Origin of the sequence: Leucothrix mucor DSM 2157 (assembly GCF_000419525.1) — a bacterium.
GTDB classification, from domain to species: Bacteria; Pseudomonadota; Gammaproteobacteria; order Thiotrichales; family Thiotrichaceae; genus Leucothrix; species Leucothrix mucor.
Genome location: NZ_ATTE01000001.1, coordinates 646,605 through 665,683, shown reverse-complemented (window position 1 = coordinate 665,683; position 19,079 = coordinate 646,605). Strand labels below are relative to the sequence as shown.

Here is a 19,079-nt window from a genome sequence, read left to right as displayed (position 1 = left end):
TTACGACTCCAATACTTTAAGTTTGGCCAACAGCCGTTCACCAAAAACAGAGCTCACTGTCGCTGTCACTGGAACCACCCAATGGGCTTCGGTAGCAAACGCTTTGCATTTAACCGCATCTTTCTCGGTCATCAGCACTGGAATTTCGTCGGCGAATTCTATATCAGCCAAGCTGAACCGGTGATGATCGGGAAAAGCATGTTCAATAACCGTCAAACCAAAAACTCGCAACATACGGAAAAAGCGTGGTGGATTTCCAATGCCAGTCACCGCATGCACCGTCATTCCCTTGTAAATCGATAATGGTTGCTGAGCGCCAGTTTTCAAGTTGTATAAATCACCCGTTGCCAATTGCATACTCAATTCAGCGCGTGGCTCTGCTTCATGCATCACCACAAAATCACATTCATCAAGCCGGGAAGCCGGTTCACGCAATGGCCCTGCGGGTAAGCAATGCTTATTACCTAAGCCACGTACCGCATCAATTAATACAATTTCAATATCGCGCTTGAGTCGATAATGCTGCAAGCCATCATCGCTGATAATAATATCCACGGAATGTGTCTGGAGCATTAAATCAACACTTTCATTTCGCTCTGGGCCGGCAATAACCGGAACATCTGCACGACGCGCCATAAGCACGGGCTCATCGCCATATAAAGCAGGATTGGCGCTAGGTGTCACTTCGGCTGGCCACTGCGTCGCTTTGCCACCGTAACCACGCGTAATAATACCCGGCGAATAGCCTGCTGATTTCAGCAGCTCAACCAGATAAATCACCATCGGTGTTTTGCCAGTCCCACCAACACTGATATTACCTACGATAATTATAGGAACTGGATGGGGAATTTGCTTGGATAATTGCTTAGAGCGGTTCCACTTAGCAGCCAATCGGAATAAAGCTTCTAGCGGCCAGAGCAGCCAAGCGCCCGCCGCGCCCTCGTACCAAATACTTTCTAAGATACGTTGTAAGCGGCTGGTATTGCTTGGTTTAGTGGAAGTTGAAGGGTGCGTGTTATTGGCCATCAGTCTGTAAATGCTGAAGTGCGGCATACACTCCATTCTTTTCTAGCAACGCTTTATGAGTACCGGCTTCGACAATTCGTCCCTGATCCATGACCAAGATTTTATCGGCTTGCTCAATGGTGCTTAAGCGATGCGCGATCATGAATGTCGTGCGACCACTTAACAAGGTATTCAGTGCATCCTGAATATAGCGCTCAGATTGCGTATCCAAAGCCGAAGTGGCTTCATCCAAAATCAGCACAGGTGTATCCGCCAAAATTGCTCGCGCAATAGCTAAACGCTGTTTTTGACCACCAGATAATAAGGTGCCGTTTTCACCGATTTCAGTATCTAAACCCTGTGGTAGTTTCTCGATAAACTCCAGCGCATGTGCCGCTTTGGCAGCCGCAAGAATGCGCTCATCACTTGCATTGCGCAGTACGCCATAAGCAATATTATTACGAACCGAATCATTAAACAGTGTGATGTTTTGGCCTACATAGGCAAACTGCTGACGTAAATTCGCTAACTGATAGTCTTGCAGCGATACGTCATCTAACAGGATTTTACCGCCTTGAAGGTCGTAGAAACGTGGCAGCAGATTAACTAACGTCGTTTTACCACTTCCGGACTTTCCAACCAGTGCCACTTTCTCACCGGCTTTTACGTTAAAACTAATATCTCTTAAGATCGACTCCGTACCTTCATAACTGAAAGACACACGATCAAAAGTCATCTCGCCGCGGACTCTTGAGGCCTGATGAGTACCAGTGTCTTTTTCAACCTCCGCATCAATCACTTCAAAAATGCTCTCACCAGCGGCAATACCAGCTTGCAGTACTGAGCTAACACTGGTTAAACGCTTGAGTGGATCGAATAGCAGCATCATCGCTGCCATAAACGACATGAAAGCACCGGGCGTAAAACGCTCTAGCAAGTCGCCGCGAGTTGCGATAATAATAACGATAGACAATGCAACGGCCACAATAAAGTGAACCAGCGGCATACTCAGACGCTCGGTTAAAATACGTTTCATAAAGGAACGGCGATTACGCTCATTCACTTCAGCAAAGCGATCTTTTTCAAAGTCGGTCGCACCAAAGATACGCACTTCGCGAGTAGCTTGGATCACTTCACTACTGATCTGTGTGACTTCGCCAGTAGATTCCTGAATCTGATGACTGAAACGGCGGAAGCGCTTAGAAACAAAACGAATGATAAGAGCAATTAAAGGGCCTGTGAGCAATACAACCAGCGTGAGTTCCCAGCTGTAATAAAACATCAGTGCCAACAAACCAATAATACTAGCCGTATCTTGCACCAACACCGTCAAACCGCCAGTGGCTGCAGAGGCAACTTGCTCTACATGATAGATTAAGCGCGTCACCATCTGACCAGAGTTTGTCCGGTCATAATAGCTAACGGGCAAATGAATCAGTCGGGAGAATAATTGCTCACGAAGCTCTGTCACCACTTTGCGCCCTACCCAAGCCATAAAATAGCCTGACAGGAAGCCGGAGACGCCTCGTAATAAGAAAATCAGGAGTAGCGCATAAGGCGCCCATTCGATAATTTCAGGATCTTTCTCCATGAAAGTGCCATCCAGCAAGGGCTGGAGGTAAGCAGCAAACATGGGCTGAGTCAGCGCATTGATGATCAGGCCGACTAGGGCCAGTAACAAATATCGCCAGTGCTTCAGTGAGTAACCGGCAAGGCGCTTATAAATTTCAACCCCGCCCGGCTTGGTCGGGGCTGTATTTGTATTACTCAATGAGAAGTCCTGTTCTGTTCAGTCTACTTTCTGGCTGCCTGAGCGGTTGCCATTGAGAAGTTAGTAATCCCCAAGCGTCCGGCAATATCCATTGCAGTAACGACAGACTGATAATTAGCATTTGCATCAGCACTAATCACCAACGGTGGATTAGAACCACGGCTATCAAGTGCCTGACTTAAAGCTTGGAATAATGTCTCCGGCTTGTTGTTCAACACTTCCTGTCCATCCAGATAATAAGTGCCACGGCCATCAATTAACAGCTCCATGGTCTCATTTTGCACTTCAACAGCAGCGCTTTGAGTGGTCGGCAGTTCGATTTTAATCTTAGCATTACGGTCAAAGGTGGTTGTGATCATAAAAAAGATCAGCAACAAAAAGACCACGTCGATAAGCGGGGTTAGATTAACCTCCACCTCATCGGGAACATGTTGGGTAAAGTTCATGCTACCCCACCTGCCGCTTTATTTTGCTGCGCCGCTCTGACTGCAGCCATCGCTTTTTGAGAGCTATGAGCCGCAGCCTGTGCCGCCGCTGCAGGACGCTTAGCGCCAACAGTACCGACAGTCTCAACCAGCTTCATCGCTGATTTTTCCATCTCAACCGCCAGATCTGTGATCTTAGCGCGGAAAAAACGGTGGAAAATCAATGCAGGAACCGCCACGGAAATACCTGCAGCCGTTGTAATCAGTGCCTGTGAAATACCGCCAGCCAATTCTGTAGGATTACCTACACCTTGGCTAGTGATCACACTAAACACGCTAATCATACCAACAACCGTACCTAGCAAACCCAGTAACGGCGCAATTGCCGCAATGGTGCCGAGTGTCGTCATGTACTTATCCATTTCATGGATCACATGGCGACCGGTTTCTTCGATATTGGTTTTCATGATGTGGCGAGGTTGATCCGCACTGTCCAAACCGGCGGCCAACACTCTACCCATCAAAGAGCCTTCGCGGATCTGATTAATGTGTGCCGATGTCATTTTGCCTGACAGGGCTAACTTGCCTGCCATATCCGCTACGCCTTCTGGCATAACTTTTTTCTTACTTAATTTCAGAAATAACGCAATAACAATTGCTGTTGCCGCTACAGAGCACAGCACGATCGGGATCATTAAGAATCCACCCGCAGTAATATATTCAAACATATCTGGCCTTTAATTTTTTTATAATAAGCTCGCTCAAACCCGATGCCTTAGTCCTTCATGGCAAATCGGCGTCCCCTGTCACAGCAACGCATCCCGCTTGCTGTGACCTACGTTATTATACAATAACGCCCCGAGCCTATTAAAGGCTATAAAATCAAAACCCACGCTGAATATTAGTCACGAACAAACACAGCAATCGACTCAACATGCGCCGTGTGCGGGAACATATCCATTACACCAGCGCCTTCCAAGCGATAACCGTGTGTGTGCACTAACTCACCGGCATCACGTGCCAGCGTCCCCGGGTGACAGGAGACATACACGATGCGCTTGGCACCCAGCTTACCAAAATGCTCAATCACTTCTTTAGCACCCGAACGTGGCGGATCTAGCAGAATGCGATCATACTTCTGCTTCATCCAAGGCTCGTGCTTAACATCCGCCGTAAGATCGAAGGTAAAGTAATTGGTATTGCTAATGCCATTATCCAATGCGGTTTGCTTAGCACGTTGCACCATCACAGAGTCACCCTCAACCCCAACCACTTCGGCTGCATTACGGGCAATCGGCAATGTGAAGTTACCCAGACCACAGAACAAGTCCATAACCTTCTGAGTACCATCCAGCTCCAACAATTCCACAGCGCGTGGCACCATCTGGCGATTAATACTGCTATTAACTTGGAAGAAATCCTGCGGACCAAACTTAACTTTAGTCTCAAACTCCGGATGCTCGTAAAACAGCTCGGGGTTTTCAGGCCAAATGCAGTGAACAGTCGTAGGACCTTTAGGCTGCAAGTACATCTGGAAGTCGTGCACTTTGGCAAACTCCAACAGCAATTGCTGATCTTTGTCCGATAATGGCTCCAGATGACGGAATACTAGCGCCGTAGCATTATCCCCAACTGCCACTTCAATTTGTGGAATCGTCTCTCTAGCATCCATCTGAACAATCAGAGCCTGCAGCTCCGGCAGCTTTTCACCAACGGATGGATGCAACACGCGGCAAGCATCAATATCTGCCAGAAAACGACCAGCACGCTCACGGAAGCCAACCAGTACCTTTTCTTTTTTGCGCACATAACGCACACCCAAACGGGCTTTACGGCGATATCCCCACAGATCTCCCACCATCGGGTCAAACACCGTTTCCGGAATGACTTTACCGATATGCTTCAGCGCATCCAGCATCGCCTGCTGCTTATGGTGAATCTGCTTTTCAACGTCCAAGTGCTGCATACTACAGCCACCACAGATCTGAAAATGCGGACACCCCGGCTCAACGCGCTCTGGCGATGCCTCAAGCACCTCAGATACGTAGCCTTCGTCGAACTTACGGTTAATCGCGGTATAGGTAAAAACTACCTTTTCACCGGGCAGCGCACCACCTACAAAAACAGCTTTACCATCAATGTGTGTGATACCTTTGCCTTCAAGACTCAGGGATTCAATTACTGCCTCAACCGGAGTCTGAGGTGGGCGCGGTGGCCTACGTTTTGCCATACTACTTCCTACTAATACGTCGGGCAGGTTGCCCGATATGGAGTGCTACTGAGACCCCAACGGTTTTCAATACTTGCGTGGGGGTCGGATGATACCCTACCCGCTTTCAGATTGCCCCATAATTGACGCAAGTTGATGGAACGATTCTGATTAGTTGGATAGGCCGCCAACCCACAGAACTTATTCAGCTCAGCATTCAGGTGGCCCGGAATTTCCGGATGGAAAATCGCACGCGCTAATAACTCGATAGAAATCTCATTACGCTTCAATGCACCACCGGCATAAGCAATCTTTTCCACTTCATTAAAATACATCTTCAGGCGCTTATCACGTGATGGCGTGGAGTAATAATCATACTCGGTGCGATTCATACACTGGCGACCTTGTGAACGGATCTTACGCAAGTGATTCAAACCATCGTTGACATAGTTCACTCGCTCTTTAGCAAAAGCGCATAAACCATAAAGCACACGCGTTGCTTTTTCTTGGAGTGGCTCCGGACGACGGCGCAATTTTTGGGCAACAATATCGGTGAATGCGACATAGTTATATTGCACGTTTTCTGCAATCTGGTATTGCTCAGCGCTAAAGCCTGGCTGCTGCTGCATCGGCTTAGCCACCATTTGTGGCCACTTAAAACGACGGTAACCATCCCGCATATTAGCTTTGTCCTGAGGAATGAAGAATGGAAAAGCGTAAAGGTGAACCATGTGCTTAGGTGATGCGGGTGTGGTTGAACTCAAAATAGAGGTAACACCGGTCTCCGTAATTCCAGTCAGAATATAAGAGTGTGAGCCCGGCTCAACATACACATCCCCTGCTTTCAGGTCTGCCAAGGCAACCGGATAAGTATCCAAATGCAAAGAACGAGTCCCCACGCGATCTGCCACATATTTCATAAAGCTGCGCACGCGCTGAACTTCTGATTGGCCATCCCAAGTGCGCATATTGTTATCTAGAAACTCGCCTTTGCGCATAATATTGTTAATGGCAAACGGCAGTTTATTCTCATAGGCAAACGCCAGACGCATAAAGTAAATCGCATCAGCACAATCGTGAGACAACTGGTAGTAAGCCGGCTTCTTCGGATCCATAAAGAAATCCGTTTTAAAATTCTGTGCGACCCATTGTTGATACTTAACTTCCCACGCTTGCGACCACTGGTTTTGTGCGGTCCAAACGCCTGCAACTGCATTTGACATGCCGGTCGCTGACAGCAGAAATACTAATCCTGCCAGCCAATTTTTCACTCGTCTTTGATTTGCCATATTATTTATCTGTTTTATTGTCCAAAGTATTTTTTATTGGTCAGCCACTATGCGCTTTAGTTCAGCCGCTAGTTGACTGGCTGACACCCGAAAGGCATTGATTAGTAGCTGCTGATCTCGCAACTTGATATCCGCTTCGTATTCATTCTCATATTGTCGCAGCCACAAACGCCGCTGCCAGCGCATCATTAACGACTGCCAACGAGGGCTAAGTGTTTGCCGATCTACCCTAAAATCCCCTTCAAGCTGCAAGCCGGCGTGTTGATTAAATGTTCTAGCGGCCCCTTTCACATTGAGCTGAGCAATCGCCAAACCTGCCTGCCTTAATCCAACATTGAGATCCAAGCTACTGCGCTCAGCGACCAGTAGCGACTGCCAAAGATGTTGCCCCAGCTTTTGTTCAATACGATCAGCTTTATCAAGCAGACGCCATAAAAAGTCTTGTTGCTCGGGAGTATCAACTTCTTCCAGCGCCCATTCAGCCTGCTGCAATAAGCTGGCACGCTGCGACTGTAATCGCCAATAGGCCAGCAAACCCTCTGTACGCCAATCGCGGAATTGAACACTTAGCAGACCATCTTGGTCGTCGTTCAGTGTAGGATTTTTAACCGTTAAATCTAGATCCCCGCTTAATGTATCATTATTAAGCCACAATGAACTACGACTGCGGAGATTTAGTGGCACTCCTGAAGAGGCACCTGCTAGTTTTAACCTCAGGCTCTCAGACAGAAAATCGATCACGGCCGCATTCGCTTCTGCACCCAGACCCTGCTGAGGTGCGACACGATTCACGTCAAAGCGAATGTCGGGTGCGCTAATCGACACCTCACCCCGTCGCCAATTGACACTTTTGGCAGTGGCCTCGGCCTGATATCCGCCGCTTAATAATCCAAGCTGTGTTTGCAGGTGAATAGCCTTGGCTTGCCATTCTGCACCGATAAATTGCCGTGCACTGAAATCCAAATGTAGCTGATCAAAAAAGTCGAAATAGGCAGAAATTTGTGGCAACTCGCCGTCAAATACTGAGCGCAGCGTGTTAGCCACTACCGCATCTTCAGCTTCATCCACGGTAATTTGCCACCGCGATGTCCCAAAGCGAATGCCAGAATCAGTGATTAGTACCGGCCCATTTAACGAGCGCGCCACTAAATGAACCTCCCCAACCTGCCCTGCCATTGCTGCAACGGGAGTATTCACCGTTAAGCGTACTTGAGCGCCAGTTAACGTTTCTTTGTAATCAAGCAATTCAATATCAAGCAACTGAGGAACAGCTTCGGCTTGCTGCAAGTAGGCATCAAAAGCCTCACGCGTGACCTTGGCAAAATACCAACTGCTACTTCCCCACAGCATGACCAGTGTGAGGAAGATAATTAATACAAAAGCCAGTAGTCGATTCATAGTCTCAGTAACTGTTTTGGGCGAATACCCATGGCCAGAATCGCCAGTAAATACGCAATCATTGCACTCAATACTAAGCCACCCAGCGCCCCAATCTTCAAGAATACGCCAGAGGCTTGCCACCAACTATCACTCGGATTTATGTAGAGCACGACCAAAGCCATCAATACCGAAGCCACTACGATCTTAATTAAGAACACTGGCCAGCCTTCTGTTTGCCCTACAATTTTCTGACTGTATAAACCTTTAAATAATAGACCGGCATTCACAAAGCCAGAAATTGCGGTGGAGAGGGCTAAACCCGCATGTGGGCCAATGTATCCCAACTTATACCAAGGCAATACGATCACCAGATTGCAGACAATATTTGCGCCAATGGAGATCAATCCGATACGTACTGGAGTTCGGGTATCTTGTCTGGAATAAAAACCGGGCGCTAACACTTTCACCATAATAAAGGCGGGCAAACCGAGTGCGTAGGTCATCAAGCTTAAGCTTGCCATTTCTACATCGTGCCAACCGTTAACGCCATTATCAATTACTGTCGCTAAAATCGGCACAGCCAATACCATCAAGCCCAATGTGGCCGGAATCGACACCAACAGCGATAAGCGCATTGCCCAATCTAATGTTTTGGAAAAAGCCGCGCCTTGTGCATTGGCATGATCACCCGATAACTTGGGCAAAATCACCGTACCAATCGCCACCCCAATCAATGCAAGCGGGAACTCCACAAAGCGATCAGAGAAGTACAGCCAGCTAATACTTCCGGCAGCTAGCAATGAGGCAATCATGGTATTAATGGTGATATTAAGCTGAGCGGCAGATGAGCCAACTAAGGCCGGTGCCATCAGCTTCAGAATGCGCTTAACACCCTCATGGCCACGCTTAAAACTAAAACGTGGCACCAAGCCAAGCTTTTGCAAATAAGGCAACTGAAAGGCTGCCTGTGCAAGACCACCGATAAAAACGCCCCATGCCAATGCTTCAACAGGCTGCTCAAAACGTGGTGCCCACCAAATGGCAGCAGCGATCATCACCACATTGAGTAATACTGGTGTAAAGGCCGGTACTGCAAAATTGCCGAAGGTATTTAGAATGCTACTGAAAAATGCCGCTAGTGAAATAAACAGCATGTAGGGCGCGGTGATTCTAAGTAAGTAAGCAGCAAGTTCAGGTTCCGCATCGGGCTTGGTTTCAAAGCCCGGCGCGAATACCATCATTAATAATGGTGCGGCTACCACGGCAATCAGAGAGACCACGAACAGGATTAAGCCCATCATACCCGCAACATGATTAATCAGGTCTTTAAGCTCTTCTTGGCTACGTTGCTCTTTATACTCTGAAAGGACCGGTATAAAAGCCAGCGAGAAAGCACCTTCAGCAGACAAGCGACGCATTAAATTCGGAATGCGGAAGGCGACCAAAAAGGCATCCATCGCACTACCCATTACAAAGTAGTTGGCGTATACCGCATCGCGTACCAAGCCTAACACCCGTGACAGCAAGGTCATAATACTAATGGCAATTCCTGAACGGAATAATCGACTCATAAACGGAGGTCCGGATGTTAGTAAACAAAGAGATAGCGCATTCTACACAAGCCAGCGAAAAAAGTTAGCCAACAATAGCCGCTGCCTGGCTAATTCAGCGAGAATTTAACTAGGCACTGCCAGGCTTAATAAACGTAAAATAACTGCACACTATACCTTTCTGGCAGACCTTGATATTTCCACTTATCAAAAAGTTAACGCTGTTACGCTCTTTTTTCTTGCCCCTTCTTTATCACTCCCCTTAAATGGCACCCAAGTGATAAATACCCCCGAATTAATAATAAAAAAAATGAGCATTGACATAATGAAGAGAAATAATCGACCGTTACGTGGATTACGCCGGGTGGCCCCGGTTTTCTGCTCCATCGCTGTTTTATCAACTCAACTTCAAGCTGGCCCCACTGTACAGCTAAATGGAGATGAATCCCGTGACAATATGGCGGACTCCGGAAGTCTTGGTTATGTTGGTGCTAACACCCGCATTGGCGTGAGCGTTGACCGCCACCTACAGGGCCAGGTCGATATCAATCAAATCGTTCATGAAGATGATAGCAGTGCCACCAGCGCGGAAGCGTGGTTTGGCTATAAAGTCAAAGATGATGATAACGGCGATAAAGGCTTCAAAGGTGGCGGTGCCAAGCTCAACCACCAGTGGACTAATGGTAATCCTCAGACTGCAGACACTGTACATAAGGTCTTTGGAGCTTATGACCGCAATGATGATGATCAGGCAAAAGTAAGCGTCGGTTACGGTCAGGAATACGAGGACCTGTTCTGGTCCGCACAAGTCAGCAAAGGTTTAGGCGATGATATCGTCAATGGCGATGTGACGACTCGTGCCTATGACTATGGCGTTGGCGCTGAAGTAGGTACTTTCTTTGATAGCACCCTCACCCGTGTACGTGGTGGCTTGGATTATGAGTTTGGTACTGATTACGCTGATGATGAAGATCGTCCTGCGCAGGCCACTATCTCTGCCGGTATTGAGCAGTTCTTCCAAGATTCCCCTCACAGCATCACGGTCGATGTTTCTGGCAGTCACAACAGTGGTGGCAACGCAAGTAGTGATACTGACTACAACGCCCGCTTAGGTTATCGCTATGAGTTTGGCGGCAATGGTGCCTTCCAATCAGCGTCATCAGTTCGTCGTCAACGTGTTGAAATCCCAGGTACTCCGCCACGTGCTGGCCGCGCTGGTGTTGCCGCAATTCCGGCTATCCAAGCAATCGCCGCTCAACCAGCCAGACCAGCACAAGCAGCAATCCCTGCAAAATATGAGCGCCGTGCAGTAAAAACAGCTGGTCACGAATTCGTTAAAACAACCATGAAACTGGAGAATGAAACATTCTTTAAGTTGAACTCAGCCGTTCTAACCCAATCAGCCACCCGCAATCTGGATAAAATTGTGTCGCAGATTCGTGGCCACGGTTACTTAGGCGCTGTACGTATCACCGGTAATACTTGTGGTATGGGCGACCCAGTATACGATCAACGCTTATCGGAGAAACGTGCTAATGCAGTTCGCGCTTACCTGATTGAGCAAGGCTTCAATCCTGAGCACTTGATCGCACGTGGCTTAGGTAAAGGCAGTCCAAAATATGATCGCAACGACCAAGACTTTAAGAACCGTCGTGTCGATTTGGAATATGTTACTGAGCGCTCTATTCGCCAAGCCAATGGCCGCAAAGTTGAGTACAAGAATGTATTAGTACAAGAAGGACGTCCAGCGACTCCGGCGCAACCAGCCAGACCAGGTCGTGCGGGACAAGCTGGCCGCGCTGCTATTCCGGCGATTCCTGCATCTCCGGGCACTCCGTCGCGCTTCGTATGGAAAACAGAGTCTGTGCCGTCTGCACCAATCTGGATTAAGCGAGCGCTGCACAACACCATTAAGCACAACAAAACGATCAGCACGTACAGTACTCGTTCTGCACAGCAGACTAAAGACGATCAAGTTACCATTAACAGTCGCGACAATATGATTAGCGTGCTGGAAAATGATAGCGAAGGCGTAATGCTAGTTCGCGTATCTCAACCGGCACACGGAACGGCAACCGTCGTTGGCGATAAAGTTCGTTATATTCCAACGCCTGGTTACTCCGGACCAGACTCATTCACTTATACGGTTACAGATCGCAACGGTAATGAGATTACCTCGACCGTAAATGTGACTGTGCCTGATACAGTAAATTACGCCCCAACAACAATGCCAGACAGTGCGACAACACTGGAAAATACCGCAGTATTGGTTGATGTATTAGCCAATGACACCGACCCGGACGGCGATACTTTAACGCTTCAGGAAGTTGGCAGCGCCATGCACGGAACTGTGCAGATTGTTGGCACTCAAGTGCAGTACACACCAACCAAAGATTACTTTGGCACCGATAGCTTCACTTACACGGTAAGCGATGGTAATGGCGAAGTGATTACCGAAACGGTAACGATTACTGTAACCGATGTGAATTTGGCTCCGACACCGGTTAATGATACGGCCAGTACTCCAGAAGTCACACCCGTCACTATCACAGCATTAAACAATGATACTGATCCGGATGGCGACACACTGACCCTAGCCGATGTTGACGTTCCGGCACACGGTACGGCGATAATTTCTGGTAACAATATCATCTATACACCTGAAGCCGATTTTGTTGGTACTGAAACGTTTGATTACACGGTTAGAGACTCAAGCAACAACACAGCAACTGCCACGGTAACAGTGACGGTGAGCAACGTTAACTCTGCTCCAGTGGCAACTGGCGACACTCGCTCTACCCCAGAAGATACGGATGTCACCATTGATGTATTGAGTAATGATAGCGATCCAGATGGCGATGCCGTTACAATCGAAAGCAACGATACACCGAAGTTCGGTACCGCTGTAATTAGTGGTAGTAACATCATCTATACGCCAAACAGTGGCTACACCGGCACTGATAGTTTTAACTATACTATTACCGACCCCGATGGCAGCACTGCAACGGCTCTGGTAACCGTCAATGTTACTAACGTTAATACTGCTCCACTGGCAGCAGACGACAGCCGCTCAACGCCAGAAGATACCGCTATCACTATTGACGTAATGAGCAATGATAGCGACCCAGATAGCGATACCATTAGCATCGAAAGCAATGATGCTCCGAAAAGTGGAACTGCGGTAATTAGTGGCACTAACATTGTCTACACCCCGAATAGTGGCTTTGTTGGCACTGACACATTTACTTACACAATCACTGATCCTGATGGCCTAACTAGCGCAGCAACAGTTACTGTGGATGTTACTAGCGTCAATACCGCACCGATCGCAACAAACGACTCTCGTACAACACCACAAGACACGCCAATCACAATCGATGTGATGAGCAATGACAGTGACCCAGACGGTGACTCTATTAGTATCGAGAGCACCAATAGTCCAATTAATGGTACGGCAGTTATTAGTGGCGACAGCATCGTTTACACGCCAAAGCCTGGATTCTTTGGCTCAGACATTTTTGACTACACCATTACAGACGGTAACGGCGGCACTCAAACTGCAACCGTGATGGTCACTGTAGAGGCGACGAACAAGGCACCGACACTGATCGATGATGAAGTGACAACACCGCTCAACACCGCCATCACAATGGATGTATTGCTAAACGATAGTGACCCTGAGAACGATAAATTAACTATCACAACAGTATCTTCACCCACACAGGGCGGCTCGGTAACTACAAACACAAGTGGCAGTATTACATATACCCCTGCCACCGGATTCACTGGCGTTGACACCTACACTTACACAGTTAGTGATGGCGAGGGTAATACCGCGACAGCCAATGCAACGGTTAATGTAAATGCAGCCGTGAATGTACCACCAATCGCTGTAGACGATACTGCAGAAACTGCTTTTGAAACACCGGTTACGATTAATGTTGCAGCCAATGACTCTGATCCAGATGGAACGCTTACCTGTGTAACAGGTATTGCCTCTAACCCAACGGGTGGTTATGTCAATATTTTGACCTCAGGAACACAGATCAGCTATACACCATATGACGGCTTCTCAGGTACTGATTCATTTGTTTACACTGCGTGCGATGCTGACGGTGGAACTGCAACAGCAACGGTAACTGTAACTGTCGCAGCAAACACTAACCAAGCGCCGACGCTGAGCCCGAACTACGCGGCAATTCAAGGATACTTCCCTGTGACTATCCGCGTGCTCGCAGATGATAGTGACCCTGACGGAGATACTCTGACGCTTACTGGAATCACAACTCCACCAAGTAACGGTACAGCGGTTATAAGTGGTGACACTGTTATCTACACAGCAAACGCCGGCTATATTGGCTCAGACGTTTTTTATTACGAAGCATCAGACGGCAACGGCAACGTAGCAACTGAGCGGGTGGACATTGATGTTAAGAATGACAACAGCTCTCCTGTAGTTGGGGCCATTCCGACACTCACCGCCAGCCCATCCGGAACAACAACGATGGATATTGCAAGCTACCTATCTGATGCAGATGGGGACAGTGTCTATGTAGCAGTGGCTGATGCTCTCGGTGGAGTCATCACCTTTAGCGGAACAACACTGCAATACACGCCGAGAGAAGCGACCATCTCAGATACCATATACATTACGGTTTCTGATGGTAACGGCGGCACCGCAGACAGCATCATCACTGTCAACATTAACTAACCCCAATCCATAGGGTAGAAATACCTTATGACCTAAGGCCCGCAGCTTATGTTGCGGGCCTTTTTTGTGATTCCGTCAAGATAAGCCTTTACCTAACCTCACAGAAACGCTATTTTCTTCGTTTTTCAAGCAGTTCTGGAAGTCTATGACGAGCGAATATAACGCCTCAGCAATTGAAGTATTAAGTGGCCTTGATCCGGTGCGAAAGCGGCCTGGAATGTATACTGACACCTCACGCCCCAACCACCTTGCTCAGGAAGTTATAGATAACAGTGTTGATGAAGCGGTTTCCGGTTACGCCAACAAAATCCATGTGACCTTGCATAGTGATGGCTCGCTTTCAGTTGCGGATAACGGTCGTGGCATGCCCGTGGATATTCATCCGGACAAAAAGCTGCCGGGTATCGAAGTTATCCTGTGTACTTTGCACGCCGGTGGTAAATTCTCTGATAAAAACTACCAGTTCTCAGGTGGTTTGCATGGTGTAGGTGTCTCGGTCGTTAATGCACTGTCGCTACTACTGGATGTGCGTATCCGCCGCGATGGTCTTGAATATCAAATGACCTTTGAAAACGGTAACAAGGCGACTGACCTTGAAGTGATCGGTAAGGTCGGCAAGAAAAATACTGGCACTACCCTACACTTCTGGCCCAATGCCCAGTATTTCGACAGCGTTAAATTCTCAGTAACTCGCCTTAAGCATAACTTGCGCGCCAAAGCCGTGCTATGTCCAGGGCTACACATTACCTTTGTCGAAGAAGCCAAAAGTGAAACCACTGAATGGTTTTATGAAGATGGTCTGAAAGACTACCTGATCGACTCGATTAAAGAATTTATCAGCATTCCGGAAGACCCTTTTACCGGCGTGTTAAATACCGAACAAGAAGCCGCTGAATGGGCAATTGCTTGGCTACCTGAAGGTGGCGACCTGACACAAGAAAGTTACGTCAACCTGATCCCAACGACGCAAGATGGTACGCATGTTAATGGTTTGCGTAGCGGCTTAACGGATGCGTTGCGTGAGTATTGCGAATTCCGGAATTTGTTACCACGCGGCATCAAAATTGCCCCGGATGATGTTTGGGACCGTATTAGTTTCATCCTTTCTTACAAGATGAGTGAGCCACAGTTTGCCGGTCAAACCAAAGAGCGCTTGTCTTCACGCAATGCCGCCAGCTTTGTTTCCTCTGCGCTCAAAGATGCCTTTAGTTTGTATCTGAACCAACATCCGGATATTGGTGATCAGATTGCTGAACACATTATCAACAACGCACAGGTTCGCCAGAAAGCCAGCAAAAAAGTGATTCGTAAAAAGGTCGCTTCTGGCCCTGCACTCCCCGGAAAATTAGCGGATTGCTCGTCTCAGGATTTGAGCATGACCGAGCTATTTCTGGTAGAGGGAGACTCAGCGGGAGGCTCTGCCAAGCAAGCGCGCGACCGTGAGTTTCAGGCGATTATGCCACTGCGTGGTAAAATACTGAATACGTGGGAAGTAGACTCCGATCAGGTACTGGGCTCTCAGGAAATTCATGATATTTCAGTCGCAGTCGGTGTGGAGCCTGGCTCTGATAACTTGGAAAGCCTGCGCTACGGTAAAATTTGCATTCTGGCTGATGCTGACTCAGATGGTGCGCACATCGCTACTCTAATTTGCGCTTTGTTTGTGAAGCATTTCCGACCATTAGTGAGCGCCGGGCACATTTATATTGCTATGCCACCGCTGTACCGCGTTGATATCGGTAAGCAAATTGAATACGCATTGGACGAAGAAGAGCGTCAAGCCATCATGGCTCGCATCGAATCACAGAAAACCAAAGGCAAAATTTCTGTGACTCGCTTTAAGGGTCTGGGTGAGATGAATCCGGGCCAGCTTAGAGAGACCACAATGGCTCCGGATACGCGTCGTTTAATCCAGCTAACCTTGGATAATCCTGAACAAGCCGATGCCACGATGGATATGCTTTTGGCTAAAAAGCGTTCGGGCGACCGTAAGGCATGGCTTGAGAGCAAGGGTAATTTAGCAATTATTTGATGATGTGTGTAAATATGTCATACTCGGCAGCGTCCGGTGACCGACCGATGATTGGTGAACTTAAATCCTCGGGGATTGACCAATGGTTGAGTGACCTTAGAATGGCCGACTCTGTTAACTTGCTCCCCCAACAAGCTGACAAGCTTGGCCATATGAAAATAATTCCGATTAACGCAAGTCAAACCTTGACGCTCGTGCCCACATCACGACAACGGATAAGGTCTGTATACAAAAACAAGGAAATCAGCGACAGATGAACAAGGAGTTTGTGATGAAAAGTTTCCGCAACCTAGGACTCGGCGTGGCACTACTGGCCCTCGCAGGGATCGCGAATGCCAATCCTGGCGATCGTCTGGGTTACAACACGAGTGGACTGGCTCAGATTTCAGTCTCTAACCCACTAAATGATAAATTTAAGCTGGCCCGTGGCTGGATAACCTCTTGTAACTACGACTGGCAGAATGATCGCCCATTAGACCCTGGTTGCAGCAAGAAACAATCATTTAATACCGGTGAATCGGAGAAAGTGAAAGTTGACCGCTTTGGTTGGCCAATGCGCTTACCAACGGCTGGCGAAGCACCAATTTATACCTCGATCAATGCGATCTGGGATTTAGGTGAGTTCTTCACGCTAGGCGAATACGTAGTTACTTATACCGGTGATGCCGATATCAAGCCGCACGGTGATATAGATATCACACTGCAACAGCCTGGCCGAATTGAGTTCAACCTTAAATCGACCAAGCGCAACCTGCGTCTGCACATTACCCGCATTAATCCGGGCAACTACATTCGCAACATCAAGGTCGTTCCTAAGCGCTTTGTGAACACTGTTGCTCGTCAGCCGTTCAATCCTGACTACATCAACACCATGAAGCCATTCCACTCGATTCGCTTCATGCCTTGGCAGAACACTAAAGACACGCTGGTAAGCCGTTGGGAACAACGCACTACACCAAACCATGCGTTCTACAGTGGCAATGCCGGCATGCCGGTTGAGACAATGGTTGACCTGTCGAACACTGTTCGTTCGGCACCTTGGTTCTCCATGCCACATATGGCTGACAACACATTCTATTACCGCTTTGCACAAGTGGTTAAGCAACGCCTGAATCCAGGTCTGAAAGTGTATGTAGAAAACTCCAATGAAATCTGGAACTACATGTACCCAGCGACCCATTATGCAACGCGTGAAGGTTTAAAGCGCTGGCCAACGGCTTATTCAAAGCTAAACCAAGGTTCTCGTAACCTTCGCTTAGCACTGAACTGGAACGCCATACGCACCGCTGAAATGTGTGACATCTGGAAGCAAGTATTCGGCAATCAAAAGCACCGCGTTGTTTGCGTACTGTCTGCTTATGCCGGCGCACCTGCCATGGCTGAAGAAGCGTTAAGCTGCCCATTAGCCGGTGGTAATTGTGCCAGCCGCATCGATGCTTACGGTATCGCACCTTACTTTGGTGACTACATTGCGCGCATTGAAAACCGTGCTCTGTTAACACAGTGGGCGCATTCTGGCCAAGCGGGCATGAACAATCTGTTCAGAGAAATACTGCAAGGTAACTTGATCAATGATGGCATTCCTGGTGGCGCGATTCCTCGTGCAGTCAAGAACCGTATCGACCCTAACGTAGCAGTGACCAAAAAATACGGCGTTAAATTGCTGGCGTATGAAGGTGGTCAACATTTGCTACGCGTTGATGGCGCACACGTTATCCGCGACGAGAAGATCTTTGAGCTGTTCTCTAAAGCAAACCGTGACCCTCGCATGATTCAGGCATACCAGCAGTACCTGCAAGCCTGGAAGCGTAGCGGTGCTGGCATGATGATGCACTTCAACGGTATCTCTAACATTGATAACCGCAATTACTTTGCGATGCTGGAACGTCCTGAGAATCCAAACTCAGCGAAATACCGCGCAATGATGAACTACCTACGGGCTCGTTAATCTTAAGCAAATGATTGAAAAAGGCGGAGTCTGATGGCTCCGCCTTTTTTATATCTGCGCTAAGCTGGTATCGCCGCCCAAAAGTGCTAGACTTGAGGGCTAGTATTAACAACATGAACGTGAATAATGCCTTGGGATGAAGAAACACAGGAGTTCACTTACGCTGAACGTCCGAATAAAACACTGATCAAAATCGAACTTAAGAAACTGCAGGAAGTGATCAAGCGCGTGATTGATCTGCCAAAAAGTCAGTTTCCACTGGTTCCGATGTCAGAGACCATGCGGGTCGATTTTGAGTTGGCCAGGCGCATTGAGCGTGGCGCACTGCAACGTCATATCCGTTATATGTCTGGGAAAATCACTCAGGATGAAGCGGATGAAATGACGGATATGATGGATCGCTTAGCGATGCCACAGCGACGAGCGGTTGAGCGTTTGCACCGCATAGAGCAATGGCGCGACAAGCTAATTGGCGGTGACAACGCCCTGCTCACCGAGCTAGTTGGAGAATTTGAGAATTGTGATGTGCAGTATCTGCGCCAACTGATTCGTAATGCCAACAAAGAAGTTAAAGACAATAAGCCACCTAAATCCTCACGGCTTATCTTCAAATATCTGGATGAACTGGTAGATGAAAAAGAAGCCAAGGAATCCGATGATAGCTAAGCGCTAGCATTCATTTAGAATACAAAAACGGCGGGCAATCCATTTCAGGACTGCCCGCCGTTTCTATTTAAAGCTTACTTAAACTGTAATGTC

At 48.0% G+C, this 19,079-nt stretch carries 12 protein-coding genes; 4 read left to right on the top strand and 8 right to left on the bottom strand.

Annotation, left to right across the window (positions count from 1 at the left end; translation table 11 throughout):
- The 8 genes from lpxK to murJ form a co-directional block, all read right to left on the bottom strand.
- Positions 1–1,026 carry a tetraacyldisaccharide 4'-kinase gene (gene lpxK, locus LEUMU_RS0102855; protein WP_022950772.1) on the bottom strand — a complete coding sequence of 342 codons (1,026 nt, stop codon included), beginning with the start codon at positions 1,024–1,026 and terminating at the stop codon, positions 1–3.
- A complete protein-coding gene (gene msbA / locus LEUMU_RS0102850) occupies positions 1,016–2,776 on the bottom strand; it encodes a lipid A export permease/ATP-binding protein MsbA (RefSeq protein WP_022950771.1) in 1,761 nt (586 codons plus the stop codon). The genes lpxK and msbA overlap by 11 nt, the downstream gene beginning before the upstream one ends.
- A 23-nt stretch (positions 2,777–2,799) precedes the next feature.
- Positions 2,800–3,222, bottom strand: a complete 423-nt coding sequence (locus tag LEUMU_RS0102845) for an ExbD/TolR family protein (protein WP_022950770.1) — start codon at positions 3,220–3,222, stop codon at positions 2,800–2,802.
- Positions 3,219–3,929, bottom strand: a complete 711-nt coding sequence (locus tag LEUMU_RS0102840; RefSeq protein WP_022950769.1) for a MotA/TolQ/ExbB proton channel family protein — start codon at positions 3,927–3,929, stop codon at positions 3,219–3,221. Before LEUMU_RS0102840 ends, LEUMU_RS0102845 begins: the two co-directional genes overlap by 4 nt.
- Positions 3,930–4,102: 173 nt before the next feature.
- Entirely contained in the window at positions 4,103–5,431 is a 1,329-nt protein-coding gene (gene rlmD, locus LEUMU_RS0102835; RefSeq protein ID WP_022950768.1) for a 23S rRNA (uracil(1939)-C(5))-methyltransferase RlmD, read from the bottom strand.
- An 11-nt stretch (positions 5,432–5,442) separates the two neighbouring features.
- The gene (locus tag LEUMU_RS0102830) at positions 5,443–6,699 is read right to left on the bottom strand and encodes a hypothetical protein (protein WP_022950767.1); all 1,257 of its coding nucleotides are present in this window, start codon (positions 6,697–6,699) and stop codon (positions 5,443–5,445) included.
- A gap of 33 nt (positions 6,700–6,732) precedes the next feature.
- Entirely contained in the window at positions 6,733–8,097 is a 1,365-nt protein-coding gene (locus tag LEUMU_RS0102825) for a DUF945 family protein (RefSeq protein WP_022950766.1), read from the bottom strand.
- Positions 8,094–9,650, bottom strand: a complete 1,557-nt coding sequence (gene murJ, locus LEUMU_RS0102820; RefSeq protein WP_026744429.1) for a murein biosynthesis integral membrane protein MurJ — start codon at positions 9,648–9,650, stop codon at positions 8,094–8,096. Before murJ ends, LEUMU_RS0102825 begins: the two co-directional genes overlap by 4 nt.
- Before the next feature lie 304 nt (positions 9,651–9,954).
- On the opposite strand from murJ, the gene LEUMU_RS27730 reads away from it, so the two are divergent.
- The 4 genes from LEUMU_RS27730 (at position 9,955) to yjgA (ending at position 18,986) form a co-directional block, all read left to right on the top strand.
- Entirely contained in the window at positions 9,955–14,340 is a 4,386-nt protein-coding gene (locus tag LEUMU_RS27730) for an Ig-like domain-containing protein (protein ID WP_022950764.1), read from the top strand.
- Between the two features lie 145 nt (positions 14,341–14,485).
- On the top strand, positions 14,486–16,372 hold the full coding sequence (gene parE, locus LEUMU_RS0102810; RefSeq protein WP_022950763.1) for a DNA topoisomerase IV subunit B: 1,887 nt from the start codon (positions 14,486–14,488) through the stop codon (positions 16,370–16,372).
- A 271-nt stretch (positions 16,373–16,643) separates the two neighbouring features.
- A complete protein-coding gene (locus tag LEUMU_RS0102800) occupies positions 16,644–18,320 on the top strand; it encodes a hypothetical protein (protein ID WP_157474240.1) in 1,677 nt (558 codons plus the stop codon).
- Positions 18,321–18,446: 126 nt separating this feature from the next.
- Positions 18,447–18,986, top strand: coding sequence for a ribosome biogenesis factor YjgA (gene yjgA / locus LEUMU_RS0102795; RefSeq protein WP_022950760.1), 540 nt, complete (start codon positions 18,447–18,449; stop codon positions 18,984–18,986).
- Positions 18,987–19,079 lie beyond the last annotated feature (93 nt).

Coding starts and splice junctions, on each gene's coding strand:
- lpxK (WP_022950772.1), bottom strand. CDS start 1,026: ATGGCCAATAACACGCACCCTTCAACTTCCACTAAACCAAGCAATACC.
- LEUMU_RS0102845 (WP_022950770.1), bottom strand. CDS start 3,222: ATGAACTTTACCCAACATGTTCCCGATGAGGTGGAGGTTAATCTAACC.
- LEUMU_RS0102840 (WP_022950769.1), bottom strand. CDS start 3,929: ATGTTTGAATATATTACTGCGGGTGGATTCTTAATGATCCCGATCGTG.
- rlmD (WP_022950768.1), bottom strand. CDS start 5,431: ATGGCAAAACGTAGGCCACCGCGCCCACCTCAGACTCCGGTTGAGGCA.
- LEUMU_RS0102830 (WP_022950767.1), bottom strand. CDS start 6,699: ATGGCAAATCAAAGACGAGTGAAAAATTGGCTGGCAGGATTAGTATTT.
- LEUMU_RS0102825 (WP_022950766.1), bottom strand. CDS start 8,097: ATGAATCGACTACTGGCTTTTGTATTAATTATCTTCCTCACACTGGTC.
- murJ (WP_026744429.1), bottom strand. CDS start 9,650: ATGAGTCGATTATTCCGTTCAGGAATTGCCATTAGTATTATGACCTTG.
- LEUMU_RS27730 (WP_022950764.1), top strand. CDS start 9,955: ATGAAGAGAAATAATCGACCGTTACGTGGATTACGCCGGGTGGCCCCG.
- parE (WP_022950763.1), top strand. CDS start 14,486: ATGACGAGCGAATATAACGCCTCAGCAATTGAAGTATTAAGTGGCCTT.
- LEUMU_RS0102800 (WP_157474240.1), top strand. CDS start 16,644: ATGAAAAGTTTCCGCAACCTAGGACTCGGCGTGGCACTACTGGCCCTC.
- yjgA (WP_022950760.1), top strand. CDS start 18,447: ATGCCTTGGGATGAAGAAACACAGGAGTTCACTTACGCTGAACGTCCG.